At 47.1% G+C, this 26,165-nt stretch carries 22 protein-coding genes and 4 tRNA genes; 21 read left to right on the plus strand and 5 right to left on the minus strand.

The window, feature by feature from the left end; translation table 11 throughout:
* Window positions 1-31: 31 nt before the first annotated feature.
* Window positions 32-1,042 (minus strand): DUF5924 family protein, encoded by a 1,011-nt coding sequence (locus tag LSG34_RS05690; protein ID WP_233007865.1) that lies wholly within the window; start codon window positions 1,040-1,042, stop codon window positions 32-34.
* A 253-nt stretch (window positions 1,043-1,295) separates the two neighbouring features.
* Here LSG34_RS05690 and LSG34_RS05695 point away from each other — a divergent pair, with 253 nt between their 5' ends.
* From LSG34_RS05695 to LSG34_RS05730, 8 genes are all read left to right on the plus strand, one after another.
* Window positions 1,296-2,018: a DUF2189 domain-containing protein gene (locus LSG34_RS05695; RefSeq protein ID WP_233007866.1), complete on the plus strand. Its 723-nt coding sequence runs from the start codon at window positions 1,296-1,298 to the stop codon at window positions 2,016-2,018.
* A gap of 2 nt (window positions 2,019-2,020) precedes the next feature.
* Window positions 2,021-2,506: a regulatory protein RecX gene (locus LSG34_RS05700; RefSeq protein ID WP_233007867.1), complete on the plus strand. Its 486-nt coding sequence runs from the start codon at window positions 2,021-2,023 to the stop codon at window positions 2,504-2,506.
* A 9-nt stretch (window positions 2,507-2,515) separates the two neighbouring features.
* Window positions 2,516-5,134: an alanine--tRNA ligase gene (gene alaS, locus LSG34_RS05705; RefSeq protein WP_408636159.1), complete on the plus strand. Its 2,619-nt coding sequence runs from the start codon at window positions 2,516-2,518 to the stop codon at window positions 5,132-5,134.
* 6 nt (window positions 5,135-5,140) lie between these two features.
* Window positions 5,141-6,349: an aspartate kinase gene (locus LSG34_RS05710; RefSeq protein ID WP_233007869.1), complete on the plus strand. Its 1,209-nt coding sequence runs from the start codon at window positions 5,141-5,143 to the stop codon at window positions 6,347-6,349.
* A gap of 114 nt (window positions 6,350-6,463) precedes the next feature.
* On the plus strand, window positions 6,464-6,667 hold the full coding sequence (csrA, locus tag LSG34_RS05715) for a carbon storage regulator CsrA (protein WP_008897327.1): 204 nt from the start codon (window positions 6,464-6,466) through the stop codon (window positions 6,665-6,667).
* 158 nt (window positions 6,668-6,825) lie between these two features.
* Window positions 6,826-6,915 (plus strand) — tRNA-Ser (locus LSG34_RS05720).
* A gap of 17 nt (window positions 6,916-6,932) precedes the next feature.
* A tRNA-Arg gene (locus tag LSG34_RS05725) sits at window positions 6,933-7,009 on the plus strand.
* Window positions 7,010-7,048: 39 nt separating this feature from the next.
* Window positions 7,049-7,125 (plus strand) — tRNA-Arg (locus LSG34_RS05730).
* A 371-nt stretch (window positions 7,126-7,496) separates the two neighbouring features.
* Here LSG34_RS05730 and LSG34_RS05735 read toward each other — a convergent pair.
* Window positions 7,497-7,913 (minus strand): CBS domain-containing protein, encoded by a 417-nt coding sequence (locus LSG34_RS05735; RefSeq protein ID WP_233007870.1) that lies wholly within the window; start codon window positions 7,911-7,913, stop codon window positions 7,497-7,499.
* A 228-nt stretch (window positions 7,914-8,141) separates the two neighbouring features.
* On the opposite strand from LSG34_RS05735, the gene LSG34_RS05740 reads away from it, so the two are divergent.
* The 7 genes from LSG34_RS05740 to LSG34_RS05770 all read left to right on the plus strand — a co-directional run bounded on the left by LSG34_RS05740 (window position 8,142) and on the right by LSG34_RS05770 (window position 14,088).
* Window positions 8,142-8,218 (plus strand) — tRNA-Trp (locus tag LSG34_RS05740).
* Between the two features lie 93 nt (window positions 8,219-8,311).
* A complete protein-coding gene (locus tag LSG34_RS05745; protein WP_233007871.1) occupies window positions 8,312-8,638 on the plus strand; it encodes a hypothetical protein in 327 nt (108 codons plus the stop codon).
* A gap of 3 nt (window positions 8,639-8,641) precedes the next feature.
* Window positions 8,642-9,088, plus strand: a complete 447-nt coding sequence (gene rimI / locus LSG34_RS05750) for a ribosomal protein S18-alanine N-acetyltransferase (RefSeq protein ID WP_233007872.1) — start codon at window positions 8,642-8,644, stop codon at window positions 9,086-9,088.
* A 173-nt stretch (window positions 9,089-9,261) separates the two neighbouring features.
* Window positions 9,262-10,848, plus strand: coding sequence for a peptide chain release factor 3 (prfC, locus tag LSG34_RS05755; RefSeq protein ID WP_233007873.1), 1,587 nt, complete (start codon window positions 9,262-9,264; stop codon window positions 10,846-10,848).
* A gap of 24 nt (window positions 10,849-10,872) precedes the next feature.
* On the plus strand, window positions 10,873-12,612 hold the full coding sequence (gene argS, locus LSG34_RS05760) for an arginine--tRNA ligase (protein WP_233007874.1): 1,740 nt from the start codon (window positions 10,873-10,875) through the stop codon (window positions 12,610-12,612).
* A gap of 46 nt (window positions 12,613-12,658) precedes the next feature.
* Entirely contained in the window at window positions 12,659-13,297 is a 639-nt protein-coding gene (gene pdxH, locus LSG34_RS05765) for a pyridoxamine 5'-phosphate oxidase (RefSeq protein ID WP_233007875.1), read from the plus strand.
* Entirely contained in the window at window positions 13,288-14,088 is an 801-nt protein-coding gene (locus tag LSG34_RS05770; protein WP_233007876.1) for a TatD family hydrolase, read from the plus strand. Before pdxH ends, LSG34_RS05770 begins: the two co-directional genes overlap by 10 nt.
* Here LSG34_RS05770 and LSG34_RS05775 read toward each other — a convergent pair.
* Window positions 14,085-14,699 (minus strand): hypothetical protein, encoded by a 615-nt coding sequence (locus LSG34_RS05775; protein ID WP_233007877.1) that lies wholly within the window; start codon window positions 14,697-14,699, stop codon window positions 14,085-14,087. The two genes, LSG34_RS05770 and LSG34_RS05775, sit on opposite strands and share 4 nt — an antisense overlap.
* Before the next feature lie 83 nt (window positions 14,700-14,782).
* Between LSG34_RS05775 and serB the strand changes: the two genes are divergently transcribed.
* Window positions 14,783-15,832 carry a phosphoserine phosphatase SerB gene (serB, locus tag LSG34_RS05780; protein WP_233007878.1) on the plus strand — a complete coding sequence of 350 codons (1,050 nt, stop codon included), beginning with the start codon at window positions 14,783-14,785 and terminating at the stop codon, window positions 15,830-15,832.
* Window positions 15,832-16,728: an alpha/beta hydrolase family protein gene (locus tag LSG34_RS05785; protein ID WP_233007879.1), complete on the plus strand. Its 897-nt coding sequence runs from the start codon at window positions 15,832-15,834 to the stop codon at window positions 16,726-16,728. The genes serB and LSG34_RS05785 overlap by 1 nt, the downstream gene beginning before the upstream one ends.
* 40 nt (window positions 16,729-16,768) lie before the next feature.
* On the opposite strand, the gene LSG34_RS05790 is transcribed toward LSG34_RS05785, so the two are convergent.
* Window positions 16,769-19,318, minus strand: a complete 2,550-nt coding sequence (locus tag LSG34_RS05790) for a PilZ domain-containing protein (RefSeq protein ID WP_233007880.1) — start codon at window positions 19,316-19,318, stop codon at window positions 16,769-16,771.
* Window positions 19,319-19,433: 115 nt separating this feature from the next.
* On the opposite strand from LSG34_RS05790, the gene radA reads away from it, so the two are divergent.
* Entirely contained in the window at window positions 19,434-20,792 is a 1,359-nt protein-coding gene (gene radA / locus LSG34_RS05795) for a DNA repair protein RadA (RefSeq protein ID WP_233007881.1), read from the plus strand.
* A 94-nt stretch (window positions 20,793-20,886) separates the two neighbouring features.
* On the opposite strand, the gene LSG34_RS05800 is transcribed toward radA, so the two are convergent.
* Window positions 20,887-21,639, minus strand: coding sequence for an outer membrane protein assembly factor BamD (locus tag LSG34_RS05800; RefSeq protein WP_233007882.1), 753 nt, complete (start codon window positions 21,637-21,639; stop codon window positions 20,887-20,889).
* A 126-nt stretch (window positions 21,640-21,765) separates the two neighbouring features.
* Between LSG34_RS05800 and rluD the strand changes: the two genes are divergently transcribed.
* The 3 genes from rluD (at window position 21,766) to clpB (ending at window position 26,153) form a co-directional block, all read left to right on the plus strand.
* Window positions 21,766-22,740, plus strand: coding sequence for a 23S rRNA pseudouridine(1911/1915/1917) synthase RluD (rluD, locus tag LSG34_RS05805; RefSeq protein WP_233007883.1), 975 nt, complete (start codon window positions 21,766-21,768; stop codon window positions 22,738-22,740).
* Window positions 22,740-23,474, plus strand: coding sequence for a peptidoglycan editing factor PgeF (pgeF, locus tag LSG34_RS05810; RefSeq protein WP_233007884.1), 735 nt, complete (start codon window positions 22,740-22,742; stop codon window positions 23,472-23,474). Before rluD ends, pgeF begins: the two co-directional genes overlap by 1 nt.
* A gap of 93 nt (window positions 23,475-23,567) precedes the next feature.
* Entirely contained in the window at window positions 23,568-26,153 is a 2,586-nt protein-coding gene (gene clpB, locus LSG34_RS05815; protein ID WP_233007885.1) for an ATP-dependent chaperone ClpB, read from the plus strand.
* Window positions 26,154-26,165: the final 12 nt, after the last annotated feature.

The raw sequence follows: 26,165 nt of genomic DNA on the forward strand, positions 1-26,165 counted from the left end.
AATACTGCTTAGGCTTTATGGTCGTCCTTTTTCAAGGCGTCACAGTAAACTTGATAGCCCCTAATAACTGCCCCGAATCTGTAACCACCCGAATTTTCCATTTACCCACAGCATCTTGTGGAAACTGTTGTTTGCGGGTCCAGGCTCTGTAGCCTTGTTCCCGCCCGCCTGAAATATTTAGCGGAATGCGTTCGACCGATTGGCCATTGTGGATCCATTCATGATAAATCTGTTCTTTCAGGCCCCGTGGTGCCCGCACTGAAGTGTAGGCATAAAGACCTTGCTGCAACTCTGCCAGCGACAACTCTGTAATAGCTGCGCCAGGTAAACGTTGTTCATAATCCATATGTTGGCTCAGCTGAATGTCGTTCAGATTTAACACTGGGGCAGGGATCAGACTGCGGCTAAACCAGATGCTGGTGGTCATGACCACTAACAACAGGGATAACACAGGTAAGCGCCAGCGGCCTGGTTGCGCCAACAAGGGACGGATACTGGGAATACTCAGCAAAGCTGAAATAATAAGTGCCAGACCCAGACTTTGGGTTGTGGTCATAAAAAACAGCAGTGGCAAGACCACCATCAAAACGGCGAATAAAGAAAAGCAGTGATACACCAAAAATAAAGCGCGTCGTTTTGTCAGTAGTCTGTTGTAGGCCGGATCAATCACTGCCACCAAAGCACAACAAACCAACAACACAGTAAACACGGCTTGAGGCTGGTCCCAGTCAGTGGCAGCCAGAAAAAATGGCAAGGCAAAAAACAAACTTTCCTGATGCAGTAACTGGGTGACCAAATGGGTGACGTCTTTTGATAACGAGATGCCAAACTTACGTAATAAACCTTTGCGTAGCCAGTATTCACCCATCAGCCACAGCCAACCAATAACCATCAGAATGGCAAAAAACTGGGCAAATTCTTCACGGCGTTCAACTTGCCATAAACTGAATAAACCAGTGCAAAAACCAAACAAGGCCACCAGGCCGGAATATTTTTTTGTTAACTCAATCAACCAAAAAAAAGCGCTTTGAATTTTCTGCATTCAATCCCCATCATTCATCCCTGTCCGTTTGCGGCGGTTTGAATTCATTCTGCCGCACTATACGCTGTAATGACCTGTGAAAGCTGTTTTGGTTTCAAAATGATGAAGCCTGCAGTTAATTCGTATAATCCACAGTGAAAACTGTCTTTTTCTGCGTCAGCTATTCTTAGTAACCCTGCTTTTGCAGTAAGATACGCCTCATTTCGTGGCCATCAGGGCCTCGACTGCTGAAGTGACAGAAGGGTTAAAGTTAGTGGATCAGAAAGTTCAGGTAAAACTTATCATACGCCGGGTGCCAATGCAGGCTGCTCTGTCATGGCTGACCAAAGCTTGGGAATTATTCCGTCAGGCACCTTCGACACTGATTGCTATGGTGGCTTTTACCACAGTGTTAAGTTTATTGGCCCAGTTGCATCCAGTGCTTGGCGTGATTCTGGTATTGGCGAATCCGTTTTTGACTGCTGGTTTTTATAAAACCATAGTGCTGTTACAACAGCAGCAAGCTGTTAATTTTCAGCTGATTTTTAGTGTGTTTAAAGAAGCACGTTACCGCCGTACTTTTATCAGGCTGGCTGGTGCTAACTTACTAGCGAATATTCCGTTAATGCTGTTGGCTGCGCAGCTGATGGAGCAAACTCAGGCTGGTGTAGTAGATCCTGTCACGATGTTTTTACTGGCTGTTGTATTGAGTCTGGTCTTTATGCTGTTTGCTTATGCGGTTGCTATTGCATATTTCCTTAATGAACAACGGTTACAGGCTATTTTAATGGCTAGCCTAACCGCCTGTTGGCGTAATGTAGGTGCATTAACTTTGTTTGGTATCTTGTCAGTAGCGCTGGGCATGTTGGGCATTGTGACTTTAGGTTTTGCTTTTATCGTGATTATTCCTCTGTTGCAGGTGGCATTCTTTTTATCCTTTAGTGCCTTTTTTGCACTGCAGTTGGATGATTCAGCGCCTGCGGTGCTGGAAGTATAACCATGACAGAGCCTCAGCCTTCGCAAGAACCAAAGCTTCTAACAGAGCAGGAGTTGCGACAATGGCTGTTGGGTTTGCTATCGCGCCGTGAATACAGTGCGCTGGAGCTAAAACAAAAGCTAAAGCAAAAAGGTGCTTCGGCAGAACAAATTACTGCATTGCTGGACTGGGCGCAGCAACGGGATTACCAGAACGAGTTACGTTATGCCCGTATGCAGGTCAATGCAAAGTTGCATAAAGGCTATGGATGGTTTTACATTAGCCAGTTTTGTGCACAGCAGGGCATTAAAAAAGAACTACAACAGCAACTGCTGGAAGAATTAGACATAGATTGGTTTGAGGTCGCGACTTCAGCCTACCGGAAAAAATATGCTGATAAACCTATAACGGATTATCAGGACAAACTTAAACGGATGCGTTACTTACAAAGCCGGGGCTTTGGCAGTGACACTATCCAACTTGTATTTGCAGAGCTTAAAGAAGAGTAAGATATGTATATGACTTCGGCACAACTTCGCCGCGCTTTCCTGGACTTTTTTGCCAGTAAAGGCCACCAAATCGTTAGCAGCAGTTCACTGATCCCAGGCAATGACCCGACTTTACTTTTCACCAACGCAGGTATGGTGCAATTTAAAGATGTGTTTTTAGGCCAGGATAAGCGCAGCTACAACCGCGCTGTGACAGCACAACGTTGTTTACGTGCCGGCGGTAAACACAACGATTTAGAAAACGTAGGTTATACAGCACGTCACCATACCTTCTTTGAAATGTTAGGTAACTTCAGCTTTGGCGATTACTTCAAACAGGATGCTATTAAATACGCCTGGGAATTTTTGACTGAAGTGGTCAAGCTGCCTAAAGAAAAACTCTGGATCACTGTCTACGCTACAGACGACGAAGCTTTTGATATCTGGACCAAAGAGATCGGTGTGCCCGCTGAGCGCGCTATCCGCATTGGTGATAATAAAGGCGCACCTTATGCGTCAGATAACTTCTGGGCTATGGGCGATACAGGTCCTTGTGGCCCTTGTACTGAAATTTTCTACGATCACGGCGATCATATCTGGGGTGGGCCACCGGGTTCACCAGAAGAAGATGGTGACCGTTTTATTGAGATCTGGAACAACGTCTTTATGCAGTTTAACCGTCATGCCGATGGCCGGATGGAACCCCTGCCAAAACCAAGCGTTGATACAGGCATGGGCTTAGAGCGTATTGCAGCTATTTTGCAAAACGTGCACAGCAACTACGAAATTGACACTTTTGCTGCGCTGATTAAAGCCACTGCAGAAATCACAGGCGCGACCGACTTAAACGATAAGTCGTTACGTGTAGTGGCTGACCATATCCGCAGCTGTTCATTTTTAGTGGCTGATGGTGTGATGCCATCCAATGAAGGCCGTGGTTATGTGCTGCGCCGTATTATTCGCCGCGCTATCCGTCATGGCAACAAGCTGGGCGCTAAAGGTGTGTTTTTCAGCAAATTGGTTGGCGCTTTGGCACAACAAATGGGCGAAGCTTACCCAGAGCTTAATGAAAAGCAGGCCGTGATTGAAAAAGTGCTGGCATTAGAAGAAGAGCAGTTTGGTAAAACCCTGGAGCGTGGTCTGGGGATTCTGGAAGAGGCTTTAGCAGATCTTAATGGCAGCACTGTGATCCCAGGCGAAGTGGCCTTTAAGCTGTATGACACTTACGGTTTCCCACTGGATTTAACCAGTGATGTGGCGCGTGAACGTGGTTTAACTGTGGATCAGGCCGGTTTTGAAGCGGCGATGGAAGCGCAGCGTAAACGTGCTCAGCAAGCCTCTAACTTTGGCGCTGATTACAATCAGGCCTTAACTTCTGCACAATGCACTGACTTTACCGGCTACACCCAAATTCAGGGCAAAGCCAAAGTGGTCGAAATTCTGCTGGAAGGTAATGCAGTCAATGCACTGACCGATGGACAGCAGGCCTTGGTGATCCTGGATCAAACCCCATTTTATGCCGAGTCTGGTGGTCAATCCGGTGATGCTGGTGTATTAACGCTGGCCAATGGCGCCGTATTCACTGTGGCAGATACCATTAAAGTGGGTAAAGCTTTTGCCCATAAAGGTAGCTTAAAAGGTGCTTTGGCTATTGGTGATTTAGTGGATGCGGCCATTGATAATGCCCGTCGTGAAGCCATCCGTAAAAACCACTCTGCCACCCACTTATTGCACGCTGCACTGCGCACTGTCTTGGGTGAGCACGTGACTCAAAAAGGCTCTTTAGTAGGTTCAGAGCGTTTACGTTTTGACTTCTCGCATTTTGAAGCGGTAAAAGCGGATGAAATCCGCCGTATCGAACAAATGGTCAACGAGCAAGTGCAACAAAACCACGAGGTACTGACCCGTCTGATGAATGTCGATGAAGCCAAAGCTGCAGGCGCTATGGCGCTCTTTGGTGAAAAATACGATGACGAAGTGCGTGTGCTGAGCATGGGCGACTTCTCGATTGAACTCTGTGGTGGTACTCACGTGTCCCGCACTGGTGATATCGGCTTATTCAAAATTGTGGTCGAAAGCGGTATAGCTGCAGGTATACGTCGTATTGAAGCTGTGACTGGCGAAGGCGCTTTAGCTTTTGTGCATAAGCTGGAACAACAGGCGCAAACTGTGGCTTCGATGCTCAAAGGCGATATCTTCTCTATTGCTGACAAAGTGCAGCAGGCGATGGACAGCCGTAAAGCCTTAGAGAAAGAGCTGGAACAATTAAAAGCCAAACTCGCCAGCGCTGCCGGTGCTTCCTTACTGGAGCAGGTGCAGCTGATTAACGGCGTCAAAGTGCTGATTGCTGAGCTTAAAGGCGCAGATCCAAAAGCCTTCCGCACTATGGTCGATGAGCTGAAAAACAAATTAGGTTCAGGCATTTTGTTATTAGCCACAGCTGCCGAAGGCAAAGTCAGTTTAATTGCTGGCGTGACCTCTGATTTAACTGGCAAAGTTCAGGCTGGGCAGCTGATTGGCTGGGCTGCAGAACAAGTAGGCGGTAAAGGCGGTGGTAAGCCGGACTTAGCTCAGGCTGGTGGCACTGATGTAGCCGCTTTACCTGGCGTGCTGAAAGCTGCTGCCGACTATATTGCGGCTAAGCTGTAAAGCTCAGTGGCTTTATATGTACAAAAATTCGGGGGTACCTCAGTAGGTACCCCCGAACGTATCGAAGCAGTGGCAGAACAGGTCATTCAGACTGTGCATGCTGGTCATAAAGTGGTGGTAGTGGTGTCTGCTATGGCAGGGGAAACCAACAGGCTGCTTGGGCTGGCGCATCAGATTGATAGTCGTCCTTCTACCCGCGAACTGGATATGCTCGCCGCCAGCGGTGAACAGGTCAGTATAGCTCTGCTGGCTATGGCGCTGATTAAACGGGGTCATCCGGCTGTATCACTACTGGCCGATCAGATTGGTATTCTGACCGACAATAAATTCAGTCGTGCCCGTATTTTATCTGTCGGCACTGAACGTTTGTGGCAGGAGCTGGAGCAGGGCCATATTGTGATCGCTGCTGGTTTTCAGGGCCGGGATATTGAAGGCAATATCACCACCTTAGGTCGTGGCGGTTCTGATACTACAGCAGTGGCTTTAGCTGCGGCCTTAAAAGCTGACGAGTGCCAGATATTTACTGATGTCGACGGTATTTACAGCATGGACCCGCGAATTTGTGCGGATGCGTTCCGGCTGCCTCATGTAGATGCATCCAGTATGCTGGAACTGGCCAGTTTAGGCGCGAAAGTATTGCACTCCCGCTCTGTCGAATATGCGGCTATGCATCAGGTGCCGGTTCGGGTGTTATCCAGCTTCAGACCTGATCAGGGAACTTTAGTGTGTTATGAGGACCAGACAATGAGTGTACCAGCGGTGACAGGACTGGCATGCCAGACCGGTGAAGTCTGGTTGGAGCTGAATGAGCTAAGTAGTGAGCTACATATCGCATTACTGAAGGAGTTCGCCCGTTTAGCTATTGAGACCGATATGTTAAAGGTGCAGTATGCGCCGTCAGGTTTAGTACAGATGCAGTTCAGTTTGAACCAAAATGATCTGAATACTGTAGAAGATATTTGTAATGAACTGAAAAAGAAGCAAAATTTCACGCTGCAAAGCAGGAAGTCTTTGGGCAAGTTATCTATAGTAGGGATAGGGCTGAAATCAAATCCTGCCATTACAGCGACAGTATTTGAACAATTGCAGTTATTAGCCGTGCAGGTTGTTGCTGTCAGTTGTGCCGAAATTAAATTATCGATCGTCGTGCCAGAGACTGAATTGAATAAAGTAGCGGTCGCTTTACATACTGCCTTATTGGGTTCAGTTAATTAATTTCAAGGTTTTCATAAATTTGTCAGCTGAGTTATCATACAACTGACAGGTCTGCGCAGTACGATCAAACAAGCGCAACCATTGGAAGCTGGGATCATACAAAAGGAGCAAAGAATGCTTATTTTAACGCGTCGTGTTGGTGAGACACTGATGATTGGTGATGAAGTCACGGTCACAGTTTTAGGCGTCAAAGGAAATCAGGTTCGTATCGGTGTGAATGCACCAAAAGAAGTTTCAGTGCACAGAGAAGAGATTTATATGCGCATTCAGGCTGAAAAAGGCACCCCAGGTGGCTTTAGCGGCGATGACGATCAATAAGTTTTAAGCTTTATCATTTTTAGAAATTGTATATTTTTAACGCTTTGTAGCGAATATTTAGTCGAATTGTTTAAAAGGTCAGCAAACGCGCTTTCCAGCTCCAAAAATTGTTTGACTTATTTTCCTGAGACATTAATATACACGCCGCAACGTAGTGCGGAGAAGTGGCCGAGTGGCTGAAGGCGCACCCCTGCTAAGGGTGTATAGGGGAAACTCTATCGAGGGTTCGAATCCCTCCTTCTCCGCCAGTTGTACTGTTAAGATTGGATGCATAGCTCAGCTGGATAGAGTACTCGGCTACGAACCGAGCGGTCGGAGGTTCGAATCCTCCTGCGTCCACCACTTAACTACAACGACGATGTGAAAAAGAAAGTACCAGATGGATGCATAGCTCAGCTGGATAGAGTACTCGGCTACGAACCGAGCGGTCGGAGGTTCGAATCCTCCTGCGTCCACCACAACTAAACCTGCTAAGTGCAGGTTTTTTTGTGCCTAAAATTCAGTCAAACAGATCAACGATGCGGACGCAGTAGGTGAGAACCTCCTATCTCCTCGCAGAGCTCGTCGTGTTCAATCGGCAAGACGCCAAACTGTTGGCGTCTTGAGATCCCGATTTCACGGTTCGACAAAATCGCCGGGAGCGATTTTCACTCGTACCATCCCTGGTACTCGCCTTCGGCAGCGAAGCTGTGCAAAACGACGTCCTGTCGTTTTGTGGACGCGCTTCGCGCGGTCCCGTAGGGACGTTTGCCAGGACGGCAAACGCAATCCTCCTGCCGCGAAGTTTTCATTTCTGCAATTGCTCCCCAGACCACCAAACCACCAAACCCTAAGCCGCCCGTTCCCCGCCATAACAGTCCCCAAGCGTAGCCTCCAGCGCTCTAACCACCTGGCCTCTATTCAGCACCCCAACCACCACGCCACTCTCAAGCACAGGCAGCTGATGCAAATGCAGGCTGGTAAAGATCACTGCACTATCCACCACGCTGTCAGACGTCAGCACAGTGACCACCTTTTTACTCATCACCTGAGCTATGGTGTTGTGCAGACTGCAGAAGTAGCTGGCGTGTAACATAGCGGTTAAGCAGTCCTGCTCAGACAAATAACCGACCAGGTTATTTTCTTTATCAAACACCGGTGCACCGGTCAGGTTAAACTGTCGCAGTTGCTGCACAGCCTGAACTATCGTATCGTCTTGTTGCAGGCGTGGAAATTCACGCTGGAATATATCTTGTACTTTGCTCATGGTTTTTCTCCTTTGAAGCTATGGAAGCAGCATAAGCCCGATAAATGCTTCGATGAAAACGAATTAATAAGCTCGAGAGTATCGTAATTTACGATTAGAAAACTTTGTAGCAATCAGAGAAGGGGAGTTAAAGGAATGAAACGTATGTTTTATGTGCAGTTAAATCAGTGCAGACAGATTTTTGCTTTACCTTTGAACTCTCTTTTGTATAATGGCGCCTCCAACGCTAGGGGCATAGTTCCAATTGGTAGAACAGCGGTCTCCAAAACCGATGGTTGGGGGTTCGAATCCCTCTGCCCCTGCCACTTCATTCTGATATGAATTCTTTATCGTCTAAGCAGCAACTGCTGCACTTACTCCAGATACAACCACTTGAATTACATCAAGAGTTTTCTGCTATGGCCAAAACGCCTGAAGCTGAAATTGGTGTGCTGGCAGAACCTGTCACAGCTATCAAAGCTGTAGTTGAAGCCGTCGAACCAGCAGTTCCTGTTGATACTGAATCATACACTGAACCTTACCAGGAACCAGACCCGGAACTGACCTTCTGCAAAGACGTCTTTGTGGCGCTTGGCGAGTATCAACCTGATCTGCAGTGGCGGTTAAACCCGGCCAGTACTGAACCTATGTTGCAAAACGGACTCTTAGTAACACCTTCGATTGAATTATTACAGTCAGCCCAGCAGAAAAAGCTGCTCTGGTTGTGCCTCCAGCAAGAGAGCTGATGCATGCCGTTAATACGTAGTGCCACCCCTGCCGATATCCCTGCGATGCTGCAGATAGAACAAAGCGCCAATAGTCATCCATGGTCGGAAGGCACCTTTAATACCTGCTTTAGCGAGCGTTATTTTAATGCAGTGCTAATGGATGATAACGACGCCATCCTGGGTTTTTACATAGGCGAAAAAGTCGCAGTAGAAGCCAGTTTATTTAATATTGGTGTGGCTCCAAAAGCTCAGGGCCAGGGTTATGGCCAGCAACTGATGCAGCACTTTATTGCGCAGGCTCAGGATTTAGAAGCACTGGACTGCTGGCTGGAAGTACGTCAATCCAATGCCAATGCCATTAAGCTGTATGAAAAATGTGGTTTTATTCAAACCGGTTTACGCCCCAGTTATTACCCAACGGCGACAGGCCGTGAAGACGCCATTTTAATGGCTTTGCCCTTAGGCTAAGGTTAAATCGCCTCTCCAGAAAGATAATTTCCAGAGCAAAGTGGCTAAATTCTGTGCCTATGCTCTGCTTGCTGCTATAATCGCGCGAAATTTCCCTTTATACCCAAGTAACCCAAGCCCACTCTGCTTCTTGGCTATGTTGTGGGCTTCGTTTATTGATCAAGTTGGATGGCATGACTACCGAACTGTTTTTAGAAGAAATTAACAAACGCCGCACTTTTGCGATCATCTCTCACCCGGATGCCGGTAAAACCACTATCACTGAAAAAGTGTTGTTGTTTGGACAGTTGATCCAAAAAGCAGGTACGGTCAAAGGTAAAAAGTCTGGACAATACGCCACCTCCGACTGGATGGAAATGGAGAAAGAGCGGGGCATCTCGGTCACGACATCTGTGATGCAGTTCCCTTATGCGGATTGCTTAGTCAACCTGCTTGATACTCCTGGTCACGAAGACTTCTCGGAAGATACCTACCGTACTTTAACGGCGGTGGATTCTTGCTTAATGGTGATCGACGGCGCTAAAGGTGTTGAAGACCGTACCATTAAACTGATGGAAGTCACCCGTTTACGTGACACGCCTATCATCACTTTTATGAACAAAATGGACCGCGATATTCGTGATCCTGTTGATTTATTAGATGAAGTGGAAAGCGTATTAAAAATCGCCTGTGCTCCTATCACCTGGCCAATCGCCTCTGGTAAAGAGTTTAAAGGTGTTTATCATATTTACCGTGACGAAATTATTTTATACAAATCAGGTATGGGCCATACCATCCAGGAACTGGATGTGATTAAAGGCATCAACAACCCTGAACTGGATAAAAGAGTGGGTTATTACGCTGGTCAGTTACGTGAAGAAATGGAACTGGTCAAAGGCGCAAGCCATGAGTTTGATTTAGAGCTGTTCCGTAAAGGTGAATTAACCCCGGTGTTTTTTGGTACTGCCTTAGGTAACTTTGGTGTCGATCATATGCTGGACGGGTTAACCGAATGGGCGCCTGCACCACAACACCGTACTACCACTACTCGTGTTATTGAGCCGTCTGAACCTGCTTTTACTGGTTTTGTCTTTAAAATTCAGGCCAACATGGACCCGAAACACCGTGACCGCGTGGCCTTTTTACGCATCTGTTCAGGTAAATATGAAAAGGGCATGAAAATGCACCATGTGCGTATTGGCAAAGACATGCTGGTACCACAGGCTTTAACCTTTTTAGCGGGCGATCGTGAACATGTGGAAGAAGCTTACCCTGGCGATATCATAGGTTTACATAACCACGGCACTATTCAGATTGGTGATACCTTCACATCAGGTGAGAAATTTAACTTCACTGGTATTCCAAACTTTGCGCCTGAATTATTCCGCCGTATTCGTTTGCGTGACCCACTGAAACAAAAGCAACTGCTCAAAGGTTTAGTGCAGTTGTCAGAAGAGGGCGCTGTACAGGTGTTCCGTCCGCTGGATAACAACGATTTGATCGTTGGCGCTGTGGGTGTGCTGCAGTTTGACGTGGTGGTGCATCGCTTAAAATCTGAATACAGCGTCGATGCGATTTACGAAAGCGTCAACGTGACGACTGCTCGTTGGGTTTATAGCGACGATCACAAAGCCATGACTGAATTAAAGAGCAAAGCCAGTACTAACTTGGCGCTCGACGGTGGCGATAACCTGACGTATCTGGCACCTACTATGGTCAACCTGAACTTGTCGATAGAGCGTTATCCGAAGATCAAATTCCATAAGACCCGTGAACATTAATTCAGGCTCGAGCAAAGGTTTGTTATGAATATCAAAGAATTATTATCCACAAAAACCCAAGCCGCCATGGTGGCTTTGGGTTTGCCTGCCGATACCAATACGGCTGTCACCATCAGCACTAAAGTTGAATTTGGTGATTACCAAATTAACGGTGCTATGGCGGCCGCCAAGTTATTAAAAACCAATCCCCGTGCTTTGGCTGAACAGCTGGTGCAACAACTGGATTTAGCCGATATGGCTGAAAAAGTGGAGATTGCAGGCCCAGGTTTTATTAACGTCACATTACGTAAAGACTGGTTAGCTGCAAAGTTGGTGGGAGCTTCACAAAACCCACGTATAACGCTAAGCGCAAATCAGGCCCCGCAAACTGTTGTCGTGGATTACTCAGCGCCCAACCTGGCTAAAGAGATGCACGTTGGCCATTTGCGCTCCACCATTATTGGCGACGCAGTCGTGCGCTGTCTGGAGTTCTGGGGCGATAAAGTCATTCGTCAGAACCATATGGGCGACTGGGGTACGCAGTTTGGTATGTTGATTGCGCATCTGGAAGACAAGCTTGCAGCTGGTATCGACTTAGAGCAAGTGGCTTTAGCCGATCTGGAAGATTTCTACCGCGAAGCGAAAAAACGTTTTGACGATGAAGCAGGTTTTGCCGATAAGTCGCGTGACTATGTAGTGAAACTACAAAGTGGCGATGCGCACTGCCAGAAGTTATGGCAGCTGTTTATCGACACCTCCATTAAACACAGCGATGAAGTGTATAAAACCTTAAAAGTGACTTTAGGCCATGAGCATATCAAGCCTGAAAGTGCTTATAACTCTATGCTGCAGCCTATAGTAGATAGCTTAAAACAGCAGGGTTTAGCTGTGGAGAGTGAAGGCGCTTTAGTGGTGTTTTTACATGAACTGGCGGATAAAGAAGGTAATCCTTCACCTTTTATTGTGCAAAAAACTGGTGGTGGTTTCCTCTATGCCACTACAGATTTAGCGGCTTGTCAGTACCGTAGCTTTGATTTGGCTGCCGATCGTATCGTGATTTTTACCGATGCCCGTCAGGCGCTGCACTTTAAACAAGTGGAATTAGTGGCCCGTAAAGCTGGCTTGTTAAAAGAACACGTCGCTTATGATCACTGCCCCTTTGGCACCATGATGGGTGAAGACGGTAAGCCGTTTAAAACCCGTACCGGCGGCACTGTTAAACTGGCTGATTTGTTAGAAGAAGCCGTAGTGCGTGCTCAGGCTGTGGTAGAGCAAAAATCCTCTGATTTAAGCGCTGAAGAAATGGCTGAAGTAGCGCGTAAAGTCGGTATAGGTGCAGTGAAGTTTGCTGACTTATCGAAAAACCGCACCAGTGATTACGTCTTTAGCTGGGATGCCATGTTAAGTTTTGAAGGTGCCACAGCACCTTACCTGCAATATGCTTATACCCGTGTCAGCGGAATTTTGCGCCGTGCTGGTATAGATGAGAGCTTTGTTGCTCCGCTGCAACTTCTGGAAGAGCAGGAAAAGCAGTTAGCCGTCAAACTGTTACGCTTAGAAGAAACCTTACAGGCCGTGATGAAAGATGCGGTACCTAACCTGCTGTGTAACTACTTATACGAGTTATCCAGCCAGTTTATGAGTTTCTACGAAGCTTGCCCTATTTTAAAAGAAGGCATTGAACCAGACCTGAAAAACAGCCGTTTAATGCTGAGTATTCTGGTGGCCCGTACCTTAAAACAAGGCTTAGACTTATTAGGTATTGAGGTAATGGAGCGGATGTAATCCGCTCTGCATTTTTAGAACTCATTCGCTGCTAAAGGTAAGACTGATGAAAATTGCTGATATTCGCCGCAGTTACACTATGGACAGACTTGATCTGGATAAGCTGAACGCCGATCCTTTTCTGCAGTTTGAAGGCTGGCTGAAAGATGCAGTAGCTGCTGAATTACCAGACCCAACCGCTATGTGTGTAGCCACGGTGGATGCATCAGGTCAGCCATCACAACGTCTGGTGTTGCTCAAGGATGTCAGTAGCAAAGGTTTTGTGTTTTACACCAACTTAGGCAGCCGCAAGGCCTCTGAGTTGGAACAAAACCCTAAGGTCTGTTTGCATTTTCCATGGCATCCGCTGGAGCGTCAGGTCATTGTTTATGGCACAGCAGAGCGGGTTCCGACCAGTCAGGTGATGAGTTACTTCTTATCCCGTCCTAAAGAAAGTCAGCTGGCGGCATGGGCTTCAGAGCAAAGCCGTCCTGTGTCGACTCGTCAGGTGTTGATGCAGAAGTTTGCTGAAATTAAACATAAATTTGAACAAGGCGAAGTGCCGGTGCCCTCTTTTTGGGGCGGCTTTTTAGTCAAACCCCATCAGATTGAATTCTGGCAAGGGGGCGAGCATCGGCTGCACGACCGCTTTATGTACAAGCAGCAAGCAGATAGCAGCTGGGCTATAGAGCGCTTATGTCCATAATCCCTCCTTTACAGGCCGCCGATACGCGGCCTGTATTATTTGATAGCCACTGCCATCTGGATTTACCAGAGTTATTGCCACAACTTGAGTTGCATCTGGCCAACGCCAAAGCTGTGGGAGTTGAAGGTTTTTTAGTGCCTGCAGTGCAATCTTCAGCCTGGTTGCCTTTGCTGGCATTAAAGCGACATTATGGTTTTTACATCGCTTTGGGTGTACATCCCTGGTGGGCCAGCCAATTACAGTTTGATGCGCTGCAAGGACTTGAGGCTTTAGCCGCTTTACCCGAAGTAAACGCCATAGGCGAAATAGGGCTGGATTTTGCACTGGATGAACAAAGTTTCGCTTTGCAACGACAGTGTTTTGAGCTGCAGTTGCAACTGGCAGCCAAACTGAAAAAGCCTGTGGTTTTGCACCATCGCAAATCACAGAATGAATTACTGCAGGTCATTAAACAGCAGCAGTTTCGCCAAGGTGGCATTTTGCATGCGTTTTCGGGCAGTTTTGCGCAAGGCAAAGCTTTTATTGATATGGGCTTTAAGCTCGGCATTGGCGGTACTATTACCTACGAGCGTGCTGAGAAATCCCGGAAAGCAGTGAAACAGTTTCCGCTCGATGCTTTAGTGCTGGAAACCGATTCCCCTTCGATGCCACTGAATGGTTTTCAGGGCCAAATTAATACTCCAGCCCAGTTGCCTTTGGTACTGAAAGCGCTGGCAGAATTAAGAGGCGAAAATCAGCAGAAAATTGCACAAGTGCTGTTTAATACTACGATTCAGTTGTTCCCAACCTAAAGCAAATTCGCCGCATCCGCTTGTTTGCTGCGACGCCATTTTTGCCACTGATGAGTGATTTTGCTCCAGGTGCCGCGTAGCATAAAAGCCACAACTCCTGCGAGTAACAGCATCCAGAACACCTGCTGCATCAGCTGCTGCCAGGCCTGAGTGACAGGTAATAAGCTGGCATCCAGTTTCATACTGATTTTGATATAGCCAATGACCCGACCTTCCTGAGTAATTTCCTGCACCATGGCAAGCAGCGCTTGTTCATGCTGAGGGGCGTACAACAGCTGAGCTGCTGCTGTGCCTTCTGAGGCGGATAACTTCACGCCATTGGCGTCGTACACCACTACATCCTGTAAATAAGGTGTAGCGGCAATATGGGTGGTCAGCTGCTTTAAGCTTTCCAACTGGTCATTATCAATCAGATAAGCAGCGGTATGGGATAAAGCCACTAGTGTTGAGCGCATCAGTTCAGCACTTTGTTGCTGGAATAAAAGTTCACCTTGCTGGTTACTGTTCCACCACCATTGTGAGAGCACCCAAATACCCAGCAGTGCCAGCAACAGCTGGGCCAGTCTGAAGTATTTTGAGTTTTTGTTGTGCTGATATCCGCTTAATTGCATTAATTTGCCTGATTTTTACACTGACAATGGCTTAAAAATGTCGGTAGAATGCCACGGCAACAGAATGAAGTACAGGTGGCCCTTTGAGCTTTTATTATAAGATTGACCCAAACTCCTTTGCTGACAACAGTTTAATTCAGTGGCTGACTGCGCAAGGTATAGTACAAATGCATGCTTCCGGCTTTTATCAAAGCGAACGTGAAGCTGCTGACTCTGTTTCAGCTCCAGAATTCTGGACCGGATTAGTCACAGGACAAAGCACGGCCAGCCTGCGGATTTTTTCCGGCAGCTTCACGCTATCGCAGCTATTTGTTGTGCTGCAGTTATTGCCTGCAGATACGGCTTATCGGTTAAGTTTGTATCGGCCTCACGCCGATTTAGCCCTGGCTGTGCGTATTGATTTACCTTTCGCCTTAAGCTCAGAGCAAATTCTGGCCTTACGCCACTTGAGTGAGCCTTGGGTAGCTGAATTGGTCTACCTGCCAGCACAGGTGTTTTTGCAGCAACCCGGTGTGCTGGTGATGGATATGGATTCTACTGCCATCCAGATTGAGTGCATTGATGAAATTGCCAAACTGGCTGGTGTTGGTGAGCAAGTAGCTGCTGTGACTGCCCGTGCTATGAATGGCGAATTGGATTTTGCCCAAAGCTTACGCCAGCGTGTCGCCACGCTCAAAGACGCACCGGATAGCATCCTGAAGCAAGTGCTGGATGCCGTGCCATTAATGCCGGGTTTAGAAGCCTTAGTGGCATTCTTACAGCAACATCAATGGCAAGTGGTGATCGCATCCGGTGGTTTTACCTATTTTACCGAAGCCTTAAAGCAGCGTTTACAACTGACGGCCACTTTTGCTAATCAGCTGGAAATCATCGATGGCAAGCTGACAGGCCAGGTGTTGGGTGATGTAGTGGATGCTCAGACCAAAGCTGATGTGGTGCAACAGATTGCCAGTCAATACCAAATTCCGTCCAGTCAGACTGTGGCTATTGGTGATGGCGCCAACGATTTACCTATGCTGGCTGTTGCAGCCCTTGGTGTGGCTTTTCATGCCAAACCTAAGGTACAGGCACAGGCCAAAGCGGCGATACGGCAAGGCTCGTTATTGCAATTGCTGTATTTATTGGAAAGCTGATGCAACACCAGCAAAGCTCAGCCTGGCTCAATGTCGCTGATTATCAGCTGCATTTGCGGCAGTTAACACCGGATCAGCCAGATTGCGCTTATCCAGTGCTGATGCTGCATGGCGCTATTGAAAACAGCCGGATTTTTTACAATGAAAAAGGCCGGGGTTTGGGCTGTTTTCTGGCAGACCGGGGTTTTGATGTCACTTGTGCTGATTTTGCGGGCCGTGGTTTATCCAGTCCTAAAGCAAGCAGAGGTTTTAATCACAGCCAGCAACAACTGATTTGTTTGGATATTCCAGCTTTCATTAATCATTTGTACCAGCAGCATCAGCAGCCTGTTGTAGTGATAGCGCATTCCTGGGCTGGTGTGGTTTTGGCTGCAAGTTTAGCTCGTTTTCCAGAGTTGCTGCCTAAGGTCAAAGCCATCATCACTTTTGGCAGCAAGCGGGTGATTAGCGTAGGCGGCTTTAAAAAACGTCTGCATATTGATTTAGTCTGGAACAGGCTTTCGCCGCTGCTGTGTCTTTTGTATGGTTATTTACCGGCAAAACAGTGGCGTTTTGGTGCGGACAACGAACCTGCTCAGTATTTGCTGGATACCATCGGCTGGATCCGTGGTCAGGCTTTTGTTGATCCGACTGACGGTTTTGATTATGCCGCAGCGTGCACTGATGTGAGCTGGCCAATCAGTTGGCATTTTGCCGCAATCAAAGACCAACTGTTAGGGCATCCGCTGGATGTGCAGGCTTTTCTGGCGGAAACTGGCTTAAATTCAGGGCGTTATACCTTACTCGGTAAAGCGCAGGGGTATCAGCAGGACTATGATCATATTTCTATGCTGACTCATCCAGGCGCTGGTACCGATCATTTCGCAGAACTTGAATTGTGGTTAAAGCAGATTTAGTTTTGCTCTTTTGAAAGAGCTGGTTTTATTCCGGCCACTTTTATTCCGGCAACTTAAGACTTGCCAACAAAGCCAGCCGTTTTTGCTGTTGTGCTGCAATCTGTTCGTTGCTGATGTTATAACGCAATAAAACCTCGTCTGTGATATCCACTACATCACCCACACCCACCACACTCCAAAGTTCTTCTTCCAGCACTTTAGCTTTGTGGATCGCATAGGTACTGACATACCCCAGCTCTTTGGCAATATGCTCGGTATCAGGGCGACCAGTGCGGGATAAAAAGATCTTAAAAGCAAACAGCAAATCGGTGCTGACGACATCATCGACAAAAGCTTTTTTGGCGCTATAAAGTTGAAAGTCAAAATCAAATTTAGTTTCGAAGCTTTGTTCTATGTTGTCCTGTTCAGGTATAAAACGTAAAAACACCTCGTAACTGAAAGGTACTTCCTGACGTTTCATCTTTTTCAGCTGATTAGCAAATTGCAAATTGGTGGCATTGTTTTTCAACAGCGGCAACATAGTGATGGACTCAGGGCCTTCACTAAACTGAGCCAGTAACTTATGCAAAGCGCTGGGTTTAGCGCCCATCGCCACCACATCCAGATTGTAACGAACGCCCTGGCGATGTATGTAAAATGCGAAGGTATCCAAAGCTTTTACATACATATTTCGCAGAGCAGGGCCAAGGCCCGGAAACTTAGGTGTTTCCTCTGCCATCGTCAGCTTACTTCTGTTGTTATTAATCAGCTGCTGGAAGAATATTTTACCTGCATGATCATTGGTCGGGTCTATCACACGCATATTCATAATCAGTTTGTTTTTGCTGACCGCCATCACTTCATAAGCTAAGCCTGAGAGCTGATGTTTGGTGGTGATCTTTTGCAGTTCTGGCAAGCTGATTTTTACCGTATCGCCTTTAGAAAAACTGACAGGTTCAGCGCATTCAAGTTGCAAACCTTTACTGGAAAAATCCCGGCTAAAAGACTGGATATCACCGCCTTTGTCCCTTTCCAGTAGTACTGTGGTTTTGTATAAAAACCGGCTTTCGGAGCGTAAATTGACATACTGCACTGAAGCACTTTCAATAGGAGGGATCTTTTCCAGTTTGGCATGACCAAAGACTTTCAGCTGATTCAATAAAGCGGCATCATAGGTCATGGCTTTATACAGACTGCTGCTTTGGGCTGTACTGATATCGGTCAGTGCCACAATGTAGCGCAAGTTACGGATAAAGTTGGAAATTAAAGGTGTCGGCGGTTGATTCAGCTTTTGCACTTCCTGATCGGCACTATTAGGTAACGACAACGGAATATGGGCATGAGCAGGCACAGTGCGCAGTACTGACATTCGAAAAGCACGGAAGCTGGGTTTGGCTGCGCCAAAACCAAAAAATACCGCTTTTAGTTCAGGGTACTGCATCAGTTCTTCGGTCGTGGCTGAGTAAAAAAACAACCGGCCTTTGGCCGCATGGGTAAAGGTGTAGAGCACAGTACTGTTTTCATTGGCTTCTTTACCCAGACATTGCTTTAAACGTCTTACATGCAGTAACTGCGGCAACACATTCTGCTGACGTTCGTCCTGAAAGTAATGCATCAGATGTCTGTTATTTTCAGTGGTTAACACACAGGCAGGTGAGGCTTTGCCTTCATTAACAGACAGAAACACCGGTAATGAGCTGATGCGCGGCAGGTAAAACTGCTCATAGCCCTTAATAAAGACCGCTTCATAGGTATTATCCAGATTGACCTTGTAGCGTCTTTTATTGCCGTGGATAAAATGATGCAGAAACTCTGAAAAGCCTTTTTCATCAGCCAAAGGTAAACGTTTCAGCCGCACATAGTAGCTTTTATCCGCAACCTCACTGTCAATGACCTGATAAGGGATGCCGTTGTTGATACCTAAGGCAAACTCTTGCTCTAAGCCACGGAAAAATATGGCAACTTTTTGCCCGGCAGTCAGTTCTATCGCCAGTGGTATTTTTATTTTACAGCCAGATACAGACAAGTCACTGGTGGTTGCAGGAAAACGTTCTTCATCCTGCAATACCACTTCGATGTCGATGGAGAAGTTCATCCGTTCTTCACGGCGTACACTGTAGCCGGCAAAGCGGATCAGGTGCGCTGCTTTATAATCATTTGCTGTCGCATCCAGATCAGAGGGAATTGCAGCTAAGTCTCTTGTCTCGGAAACTTCTCCGGATAATACGTCCTGTAATCTTTTATTCGTTTCCTGCTGATGCCGTACTCTGAAGTTGTTATTGGTGTTGGTGACATCTTCAAAAATACCAATAGTGTACTGACCGTATTGTTTCAGCCCTTTTTCGAACGTCTGGATCGCCAGTTCATCCAGGTAATGGGTTTGACCTTTATGATCAAAAGGACGTACATCGCCGTCGACCCTGCCACGTAAATCGATATAATAGCTGCACGGCTGTGCCAACCGCTTTAATTCCATTTTGATCAGGAATTGCTGCGATTTAGCTAAGTCGCCGGTCAATAGCCGAAACTCCTCATCAAACAGCTCTGTGTTAATAAGGGGTTTCAGGCGTTCCAGGACGCTACTATGAGCTTGTAAGTCGTTTGTTGTCATGCTCTCTTAAACACTGACAGGGCTGTGGCGAGCTCTGTATAAATAATTTGGGTTAGAGTAGAACCAGTGCGATGTAAAAGCAATAATCGTGCCTTTTAATAAGAAGAGATAAAAAATGGCTAAAACTAAGAGCGCGTACGTCTGCAATGACTGTGGAGCTGACTTTGTGCGCTGGCAAGGCCAATGCACTGAGTGTGGTACCTGGAATAGTATCAGCGAAGTGCGTTTGCCCAGCGTCACAAAACAGCAACGTTTTGACGGTTATGCCGGCGCCACTGCAGCTAAAGTGATCCGGCTTGACCAGGTTGACTTGCAGGATGTACCACGTTTTAGCTCTGGTTTTGCTGAGTTCGACCGCGTGCTGGGCGGCGGTATAGTGCCTGGCTCCGCCATATTAATTGGTGGCAGCCCGGGTGCTGGTAAAAGCACCTTGCTGCTGCAAATTATGTGTGGACTGGCGGTGACAGATAAAGCTTTGTATGTCACAGGTGAAGAATCGTTGCAGCAAGTGGCGCTTCGGGCGAACAGATTGGGCTTACCGACACAAAACTTAATGATGCTGGCCGAAACTAATGTTGAAACTATTTGCCAACTGGCACAACAGGAAAAGCCACGCATTATGGTCATCGACTCGATTCAGGTGATGCAGATGACGGATATTCAGTCTGCGCCCGGCAGTGTGTCGCAAGTGCGTGAAAGCGCCGCCTATTTAACCCGTTTTGCCAAACAGCACAATGTGGCTGTGATTATGGTCGGCCATGTCACTAAAGATGGCTCCCTGGCTGGTCCCAAAGTACTGGAGCATTGCATCGACTGTTCTATTTTACTGGATGGTGATACCGACAACAGATTCCGCACTTTACGTGGCAACAAAAACCGTTTTGGTGCTGTTAATGAACTGGGCGTCTTTGCGATGACAGGGCAGGGCATGCGTGAGGTGAAAAACCCATCCGCTATATTTTTAAGCCGGGGTAAAGAAGATACGCCAGGCTCTATTGTCATGGTGCTGTGGGAAGGAACCCGGCCTTTGCTGGTAGAAATTCAGGGCTTAGTCGATTATTCGCCATTAAATAATCCACGCCGTGTCACCTTGGGTATGGAGCAAAACCGTATTTCGATGTTGCTCGCTGTATTACACCGTCATGCAGGCATTCAAATGGCCGATCAGGATGTGTTTGTGAACGTGGTAGGTGGCGTCAAGGTCAATGAAACCAGTGCTGACTTAGCTACTTTATTGGCATTAGTCTCAAGTTTTAAAAATAAAGCTTTGCCTAACGAGCTGGTGGTCTTTGGTGAAGTGGGCTTATCCGGTGAAATCCGTCCTGTACCCAGTGGTCAGGAACGCTTAAAAGAAGCAGCGAAACACGGTTTTAAACGCGCCATAGTACCAGTGGCTAATGCGCCGAAAGAAGCTATTCCAGGAATGACGGTAGTCGCAGTCAGTAAGTTGTCTGAAGCATTGGATGCGTTGTAAACGCAAAGTTACGCATAAGCAGACATAAAAAAACGGCCTAAGAGCCGTTTTTTTATGTCTGTCTTTATATCTTAAGTCATAGGATGACGGGATATCAGTTCAGAGCGTTAGGGAAGTTCAGCAACAACACAGCTTTGGCATCATCACGTAATTTCACTAAACCTAATTTGTCGTAACTGTCGACCATGATCACCAGGGCTTGTTCTACCTGTGGCGAATCGCGATAGTACTCAACTATGTATTTACAGCGGTTAGCAGCAGCTAAATGTGCACCACGGCGGGTGTAATAGTCTGCAACCAGCAATTCGTAGCGCACCAGTGTTTCTTTAATGGCAAACATACGCTTTCTGGCGTCGTTTGCATACTTACTGTTCGGGTAAGTGCTGACCAGAATTTTGAAATCTTCAAAACCTTGTTTGGTGCTGGACATGTCGCGGTCTGCACGGTCGATGCCGACAAACTCCTGAAACGCATTTTCGTCGACTTTAATATTGCTTAAACCACGCATGTAATAGGCGTAATCAAGATCCGGATGGTTCGGATTTAACCGGATAAAACGGTCGATGCTGGCTAACGACTGGGTGGTATCGCCGCTTTGGTAATAAGCATAAATCAAATCCAGTTGCACCTGACGGGACAATGGACCAAATGGATAACGGCTTTCCATGGCTCTTAACAGCTCAATAGCTCTGTTATACAGACCGGAATCCAGCACATTTTTGGCTTCGTCATACATTTGTTGAGCAGACTGGTTGGTATTGACCAGTTCTTCTTCAGCATTTTTGTTCCCCGCACAGGCGGTTAGTGTTAAAGCTAGGGCGATTATGGCTAAAAAATTCACTTTCATTTAAAAATCCGCTACTACTTAAACCTATTGGCTATTTAGTCTGGAGTAAAACCGTTAAAATAACCTTTTAAGGCCCGATTCTAACCCAGACAGTTCGGGTATGCACACAGGATAACTGGTTCCGACATGACAAAACAGATAAAACTTGCAGAAATTGTACCTGACCATCTATTTGGTAAGCGCTTAGATCAGGTATTGGCCGAAATGTTCCCGGACTATTCGCGTTCAAGAATAAAAGAATGGATTTTAGCCGATTGGGTTCAAATCAATGGCCAGCTGTGTAACACCCCCAGAGAAAAATTGCTGGGCGGGGAGTCTGTATTGATCCAGGCCGAGTTACCGGATGACGAACGTTTTGAAGCAGAGCCTATCGATCTGAATATCGTTTATGAAGACGAGCACATTATGGTGATCAATAAGCCTGCGGGTTTAGTGGTGCATCCTGGTGCTGGTAACGCTGACGGTACCTTATTAAATGCCTTGTTACACCACTGTCCTTCTATTGCTGAAGTGCCACGTGCCGGCATAGTGCACCGTTTAGATAAAGACACCACGGGTTTAATGGTGATAGCTAAAACTATTCCGGCTCAGACCCATTTAGTGGAAGCGATGCAGGAGCGGGAAATTACCCGTGAATACGAAGCAATTTGTCATGGCACTATGACAGCGGGCGGTACAGTGGATGAGCCAATAGGCCGACACCCTACCAAACGTACTCATATGGCAGTGACCAGTTCAGGTCGTCCTGCAGTGACTCACTACCGTGTGATGGAAAAATTCCGTGCTCATACCCGTTTGCGTTTACGTCTGGAATCTGGCCGTACTCACCAAATTCGTGTGCATATGACCTACATTAACTATCCGCTGGTGGGTGATCCTGTCTACGCAGGTCGTCCACGTCCACCGCGTAAAGCAGATGAAGCCCTGTTAACTGTATTACGTGCTTTTAAACGTCAGGCGCTGCATGCAGCTATGCTGCGTTTAGCTCACCCTATTACCAGTGAAATTATGGAATGGCATGCACCAATTCCTGACGATATGGTCGAGCTGACTCAGGCCTTACGTGAAGACACTGACATTCACGGTCTGGATTTTGCCTGATGTTCAAAGCTGACTGGCCTGCGCCATTGAATGTCAAAACAGCTATTAGTACTCGCGAGGGGGGTGTATCTTTGCCTCCTTACGATGGATTGAATTTAGGCAGTCATGTTGATGACCGGCCTGAAGCTGTGGCGCAGAATCGTCAGCTGTTCAAACAACAGGCGAAGATGCCTGCTGAACCTTTGTGGCTAAACCAGGTGCATGGTAAAGATTGCGTGGTGCTGGAACAGACTGATTTTTCAGTGGGTCCTTTTACCGCCGATGCCAGTACCACCAAAACCAAAGGTTTGGTATCAGCGGTACTGACCGCTGATTGCCTGCCTGTATTGTTTTGTGATGTATCTGGTACTCAGGTCGCAGCTGCTCATGCTGGTTGGCGTGGTTTGGTGGACGGGGTGCTGGAACAAACGCTGGCCCAGTTTCCCGAACCCAACAACGTAATGGCATGGTTAGGCCCTGCTATTGGCCCCACAGCTTTTGAAGTGGGGGATGAAGTACGTCTGGCTTTTATTGAAAAAAATGCCAAAGCTGACGCTGCTTTTGTGGCAGTTCCGAATAAAACAGGTAAATGGCTGGCTGATTTATATCAACTGGCGCTTTTACGTTTGAATGCTTGTGGAGTTTCACAAGTCTACGGTGGCGGTTTTTGCACTTACACCAACTCCCAAGATTTTTATTCCTACCGCCGTGATGGTCAAACAGGCCGGATGGCGTCTTGTATCTGGATTGAATGATCTAAGTCAAATTTTTGACGTTTTATTGCTTGATAATTAGTCGGCTCTCCCCCATCTTAATGCCAACAGCAGTTTGATGTATGCGGAGATGTTATGAGACTCGACAGATTCACCAGTAAATTCCAATTGGCAATAGCCGAAGCTCAGTCTATGGCTTTAGGCCGTGACCATCAGTTTATTGAACCTATTCATTTAATGCATGCTTTGCTGAATCAGGAAGGTGGATCCACCAAAGATCTGTTCAGCAAAATTGGCGTCAATACCAACGAACTGCGTTCCAAACTTTCACAAGCCTTAGAGCGGCTGCCCAAAGTCGATGGCGTAGACGCTAATGTGCAGCTGTCTGCTGCCACTATTAACCTGCTGAATCTATGCGACAAATATGCGCAAAAACGCAAAGACCAGTATATTTCCAGCGAGTTATTTGTCTTGGCCGCCTGTGAGGACAAGTCTGAGTTAGGCCACTTATTGCGCCTGCTGGGTGTAGATAAAGCAGTGGTGGAAAAAGCCATAGAACAAATCCGTGGTGGCCAGAATGTCGACGACCCCAATGCTGAAGATAGCCGTCAGGCTCTAAACAAATATACAGTGGATTTAACGGCGCGGGCTGAGGCAGGCAAGTTGGATCCAGTTATAGGCCGTGATGAAGAAATCCGTCGTTGTATTCAGGTGCTGCAGCGTCGCACTAAAAACAATCCTGTACTGATTGGTGAACCTGGCGTAGGTAAAACCGCCATAGTCGAAGGTTTAGCGCTGCGTATTATCAATAAAGAAGTACCGGAAGGTTTAAAAGACAAAAGAGTTCTGTCTTTGGATATGGGCTCTTTGTTAGCTGGTGCTAAGTATCGCGGTGAATTTGAAGAACGTTTAAAAGCAGTATTGAACGAGCTTTCAAAAGAAGAGGGCAGGGTCATTCTGTTTATCGACGAAATTCATACCATGGTTGGTGCAGGCAAAGCCGATGGTGCTATGGATGCCGGCAATATGCTCAAACCTGCGTTGGCCCGGGGCGAGCTGCATTGTTTAGGCGCGACCACTTTGGATGAGTACCGCAAATACATTGAAAAAGATGCGGCGCTGGAGCGACGTTTCCAGAAAGTGATAGTGGATGAGCCTTCAGTGGAAGACACTATCGCCATTTTGCGTGGCTTAAAAGAACGCTACGAGCTGCACCATGCGGTAGAAATTACCGATCCGGCTATAGTGGCTGCTGCTACTTTGTCGCACCGTTATGTCAGTGATCGGCAACTGCCGGATAAAGCCATAGATTTAATTGACGAAGCAGCGTCCAGTATCCGGATGCAGATGGACTCGAAACCAGAAGAGCTGGACAGATTAGAGCGGCGTATTATTCAGCTGAAACTGGAAGACAATGCGCTGGCCAAAGAAACAGACGACGCCACCAAAAAACGTCGTGACATGATCCAGGAACAAATTCGTGAACTGGATTTGAAATACAACGAGCTGGATGAAGTCTGGTCGTCAGAAAAAGCGGCCTTGCAGGGCACGCAAAATATCAAAGCGGACTTAGAACAAGCCCGGCTGGATATGGAAGTAGCACGTCGTGCCGGTGATTTAAATCGTATGTCGCAGCTGAAATACGAACGTATCCCTGCTTTAGAAAAACGGCTGGATTTAGCCTCTCAGGTGGATATGCACGAAATGAGGCTGCTGCGGAATAAAGTCACCGAGCAGGAAATTGCCGATGTGCTATCCAAAGCCACTGGTATTCCGGTCAGTAAAATGTTGGAAGGCGAACGCGATAAACTGCTTCGTATGGAGCAGGAACTGCAAAAACGTGTGGTAGGTCAGGCCGAAGCGTTGGAAGCTGTGTCTAACTCTATCCGCCGTTCCCGTGCAGGTTTGTCCGATCCGAATAAACCTATAGGGTCGTTCTTGTTTTTAGGCCCGACTGGTGTGGGTAAAACCGAACTGACCAAAGCTTTAGCCCAGTTCTTGTTTGATACCGAAGATGCTTTGATCCGCATTGATATGTCGGAGTTTATGGAAAAACACACTGTATCGCGTTTAGTCGGCGCACCGCCCGGTTATGTCGGCTACGAAGAGGGGGGTTATTTAACTGAAGCTGTACGGCGTAAACCTTATTCTGTAGTGCTATTGGATGAAGTGGAAAAAGCCCATCCAGATGTCTTTAACATTCTGTTGCAGGTGTTGGATGATGGCCGTTTAACAGACGGGCAAGGCCGCACAGTCGACTTTAAAAACACAGTGATTATTATGACCTCGAACTTAGGCTCAGACCTGATTCAGGAGCATTACCAGCATCAGGATTATCAGCAAATGAAAGATATGCTGATGGAAGTGCTGAGCAAACAGTTCAGACCTGAGTTTTTAAACCGTCTTGATGAAACTGTGGTGTTCCACCCGCTGGACAATGCCCATATCCGCCATATTGCTTCTATTCAGCTGCAGCGCCTGCGTTTACGCTTGCAGGATAAAGGCTTTGGTTTGTCGGTAACAGATGCCGCCCTGGATCTGTTGGCCGCAGCGGGTTTTGATGCCGTCTTTGGTGCGCGGCCATTAAAACGGGCTATTCAGCATTATATTGAAAACCCATTGGCTCAAACCTTACTGAAAGGTCAGATTAAACCCAATGCGGTAGTGACAGTCGATGCGCAGGAAGGGCAGTTTGTGATGGGTTCAGCCAGCGCACATTAACCACGGCACTAA

This window comes from Rheinheimera faecalis, from assembly GCF_021290965.1.
In the GTDB taxonomy this organism is placed as follows: domain Bacteria; phylum Pseudomonadota; class Gammaproteobacteria; order Enterobacterales; family Alteromonadaceae; genus Pararheinheimera; species Pararheinheimera faecalis.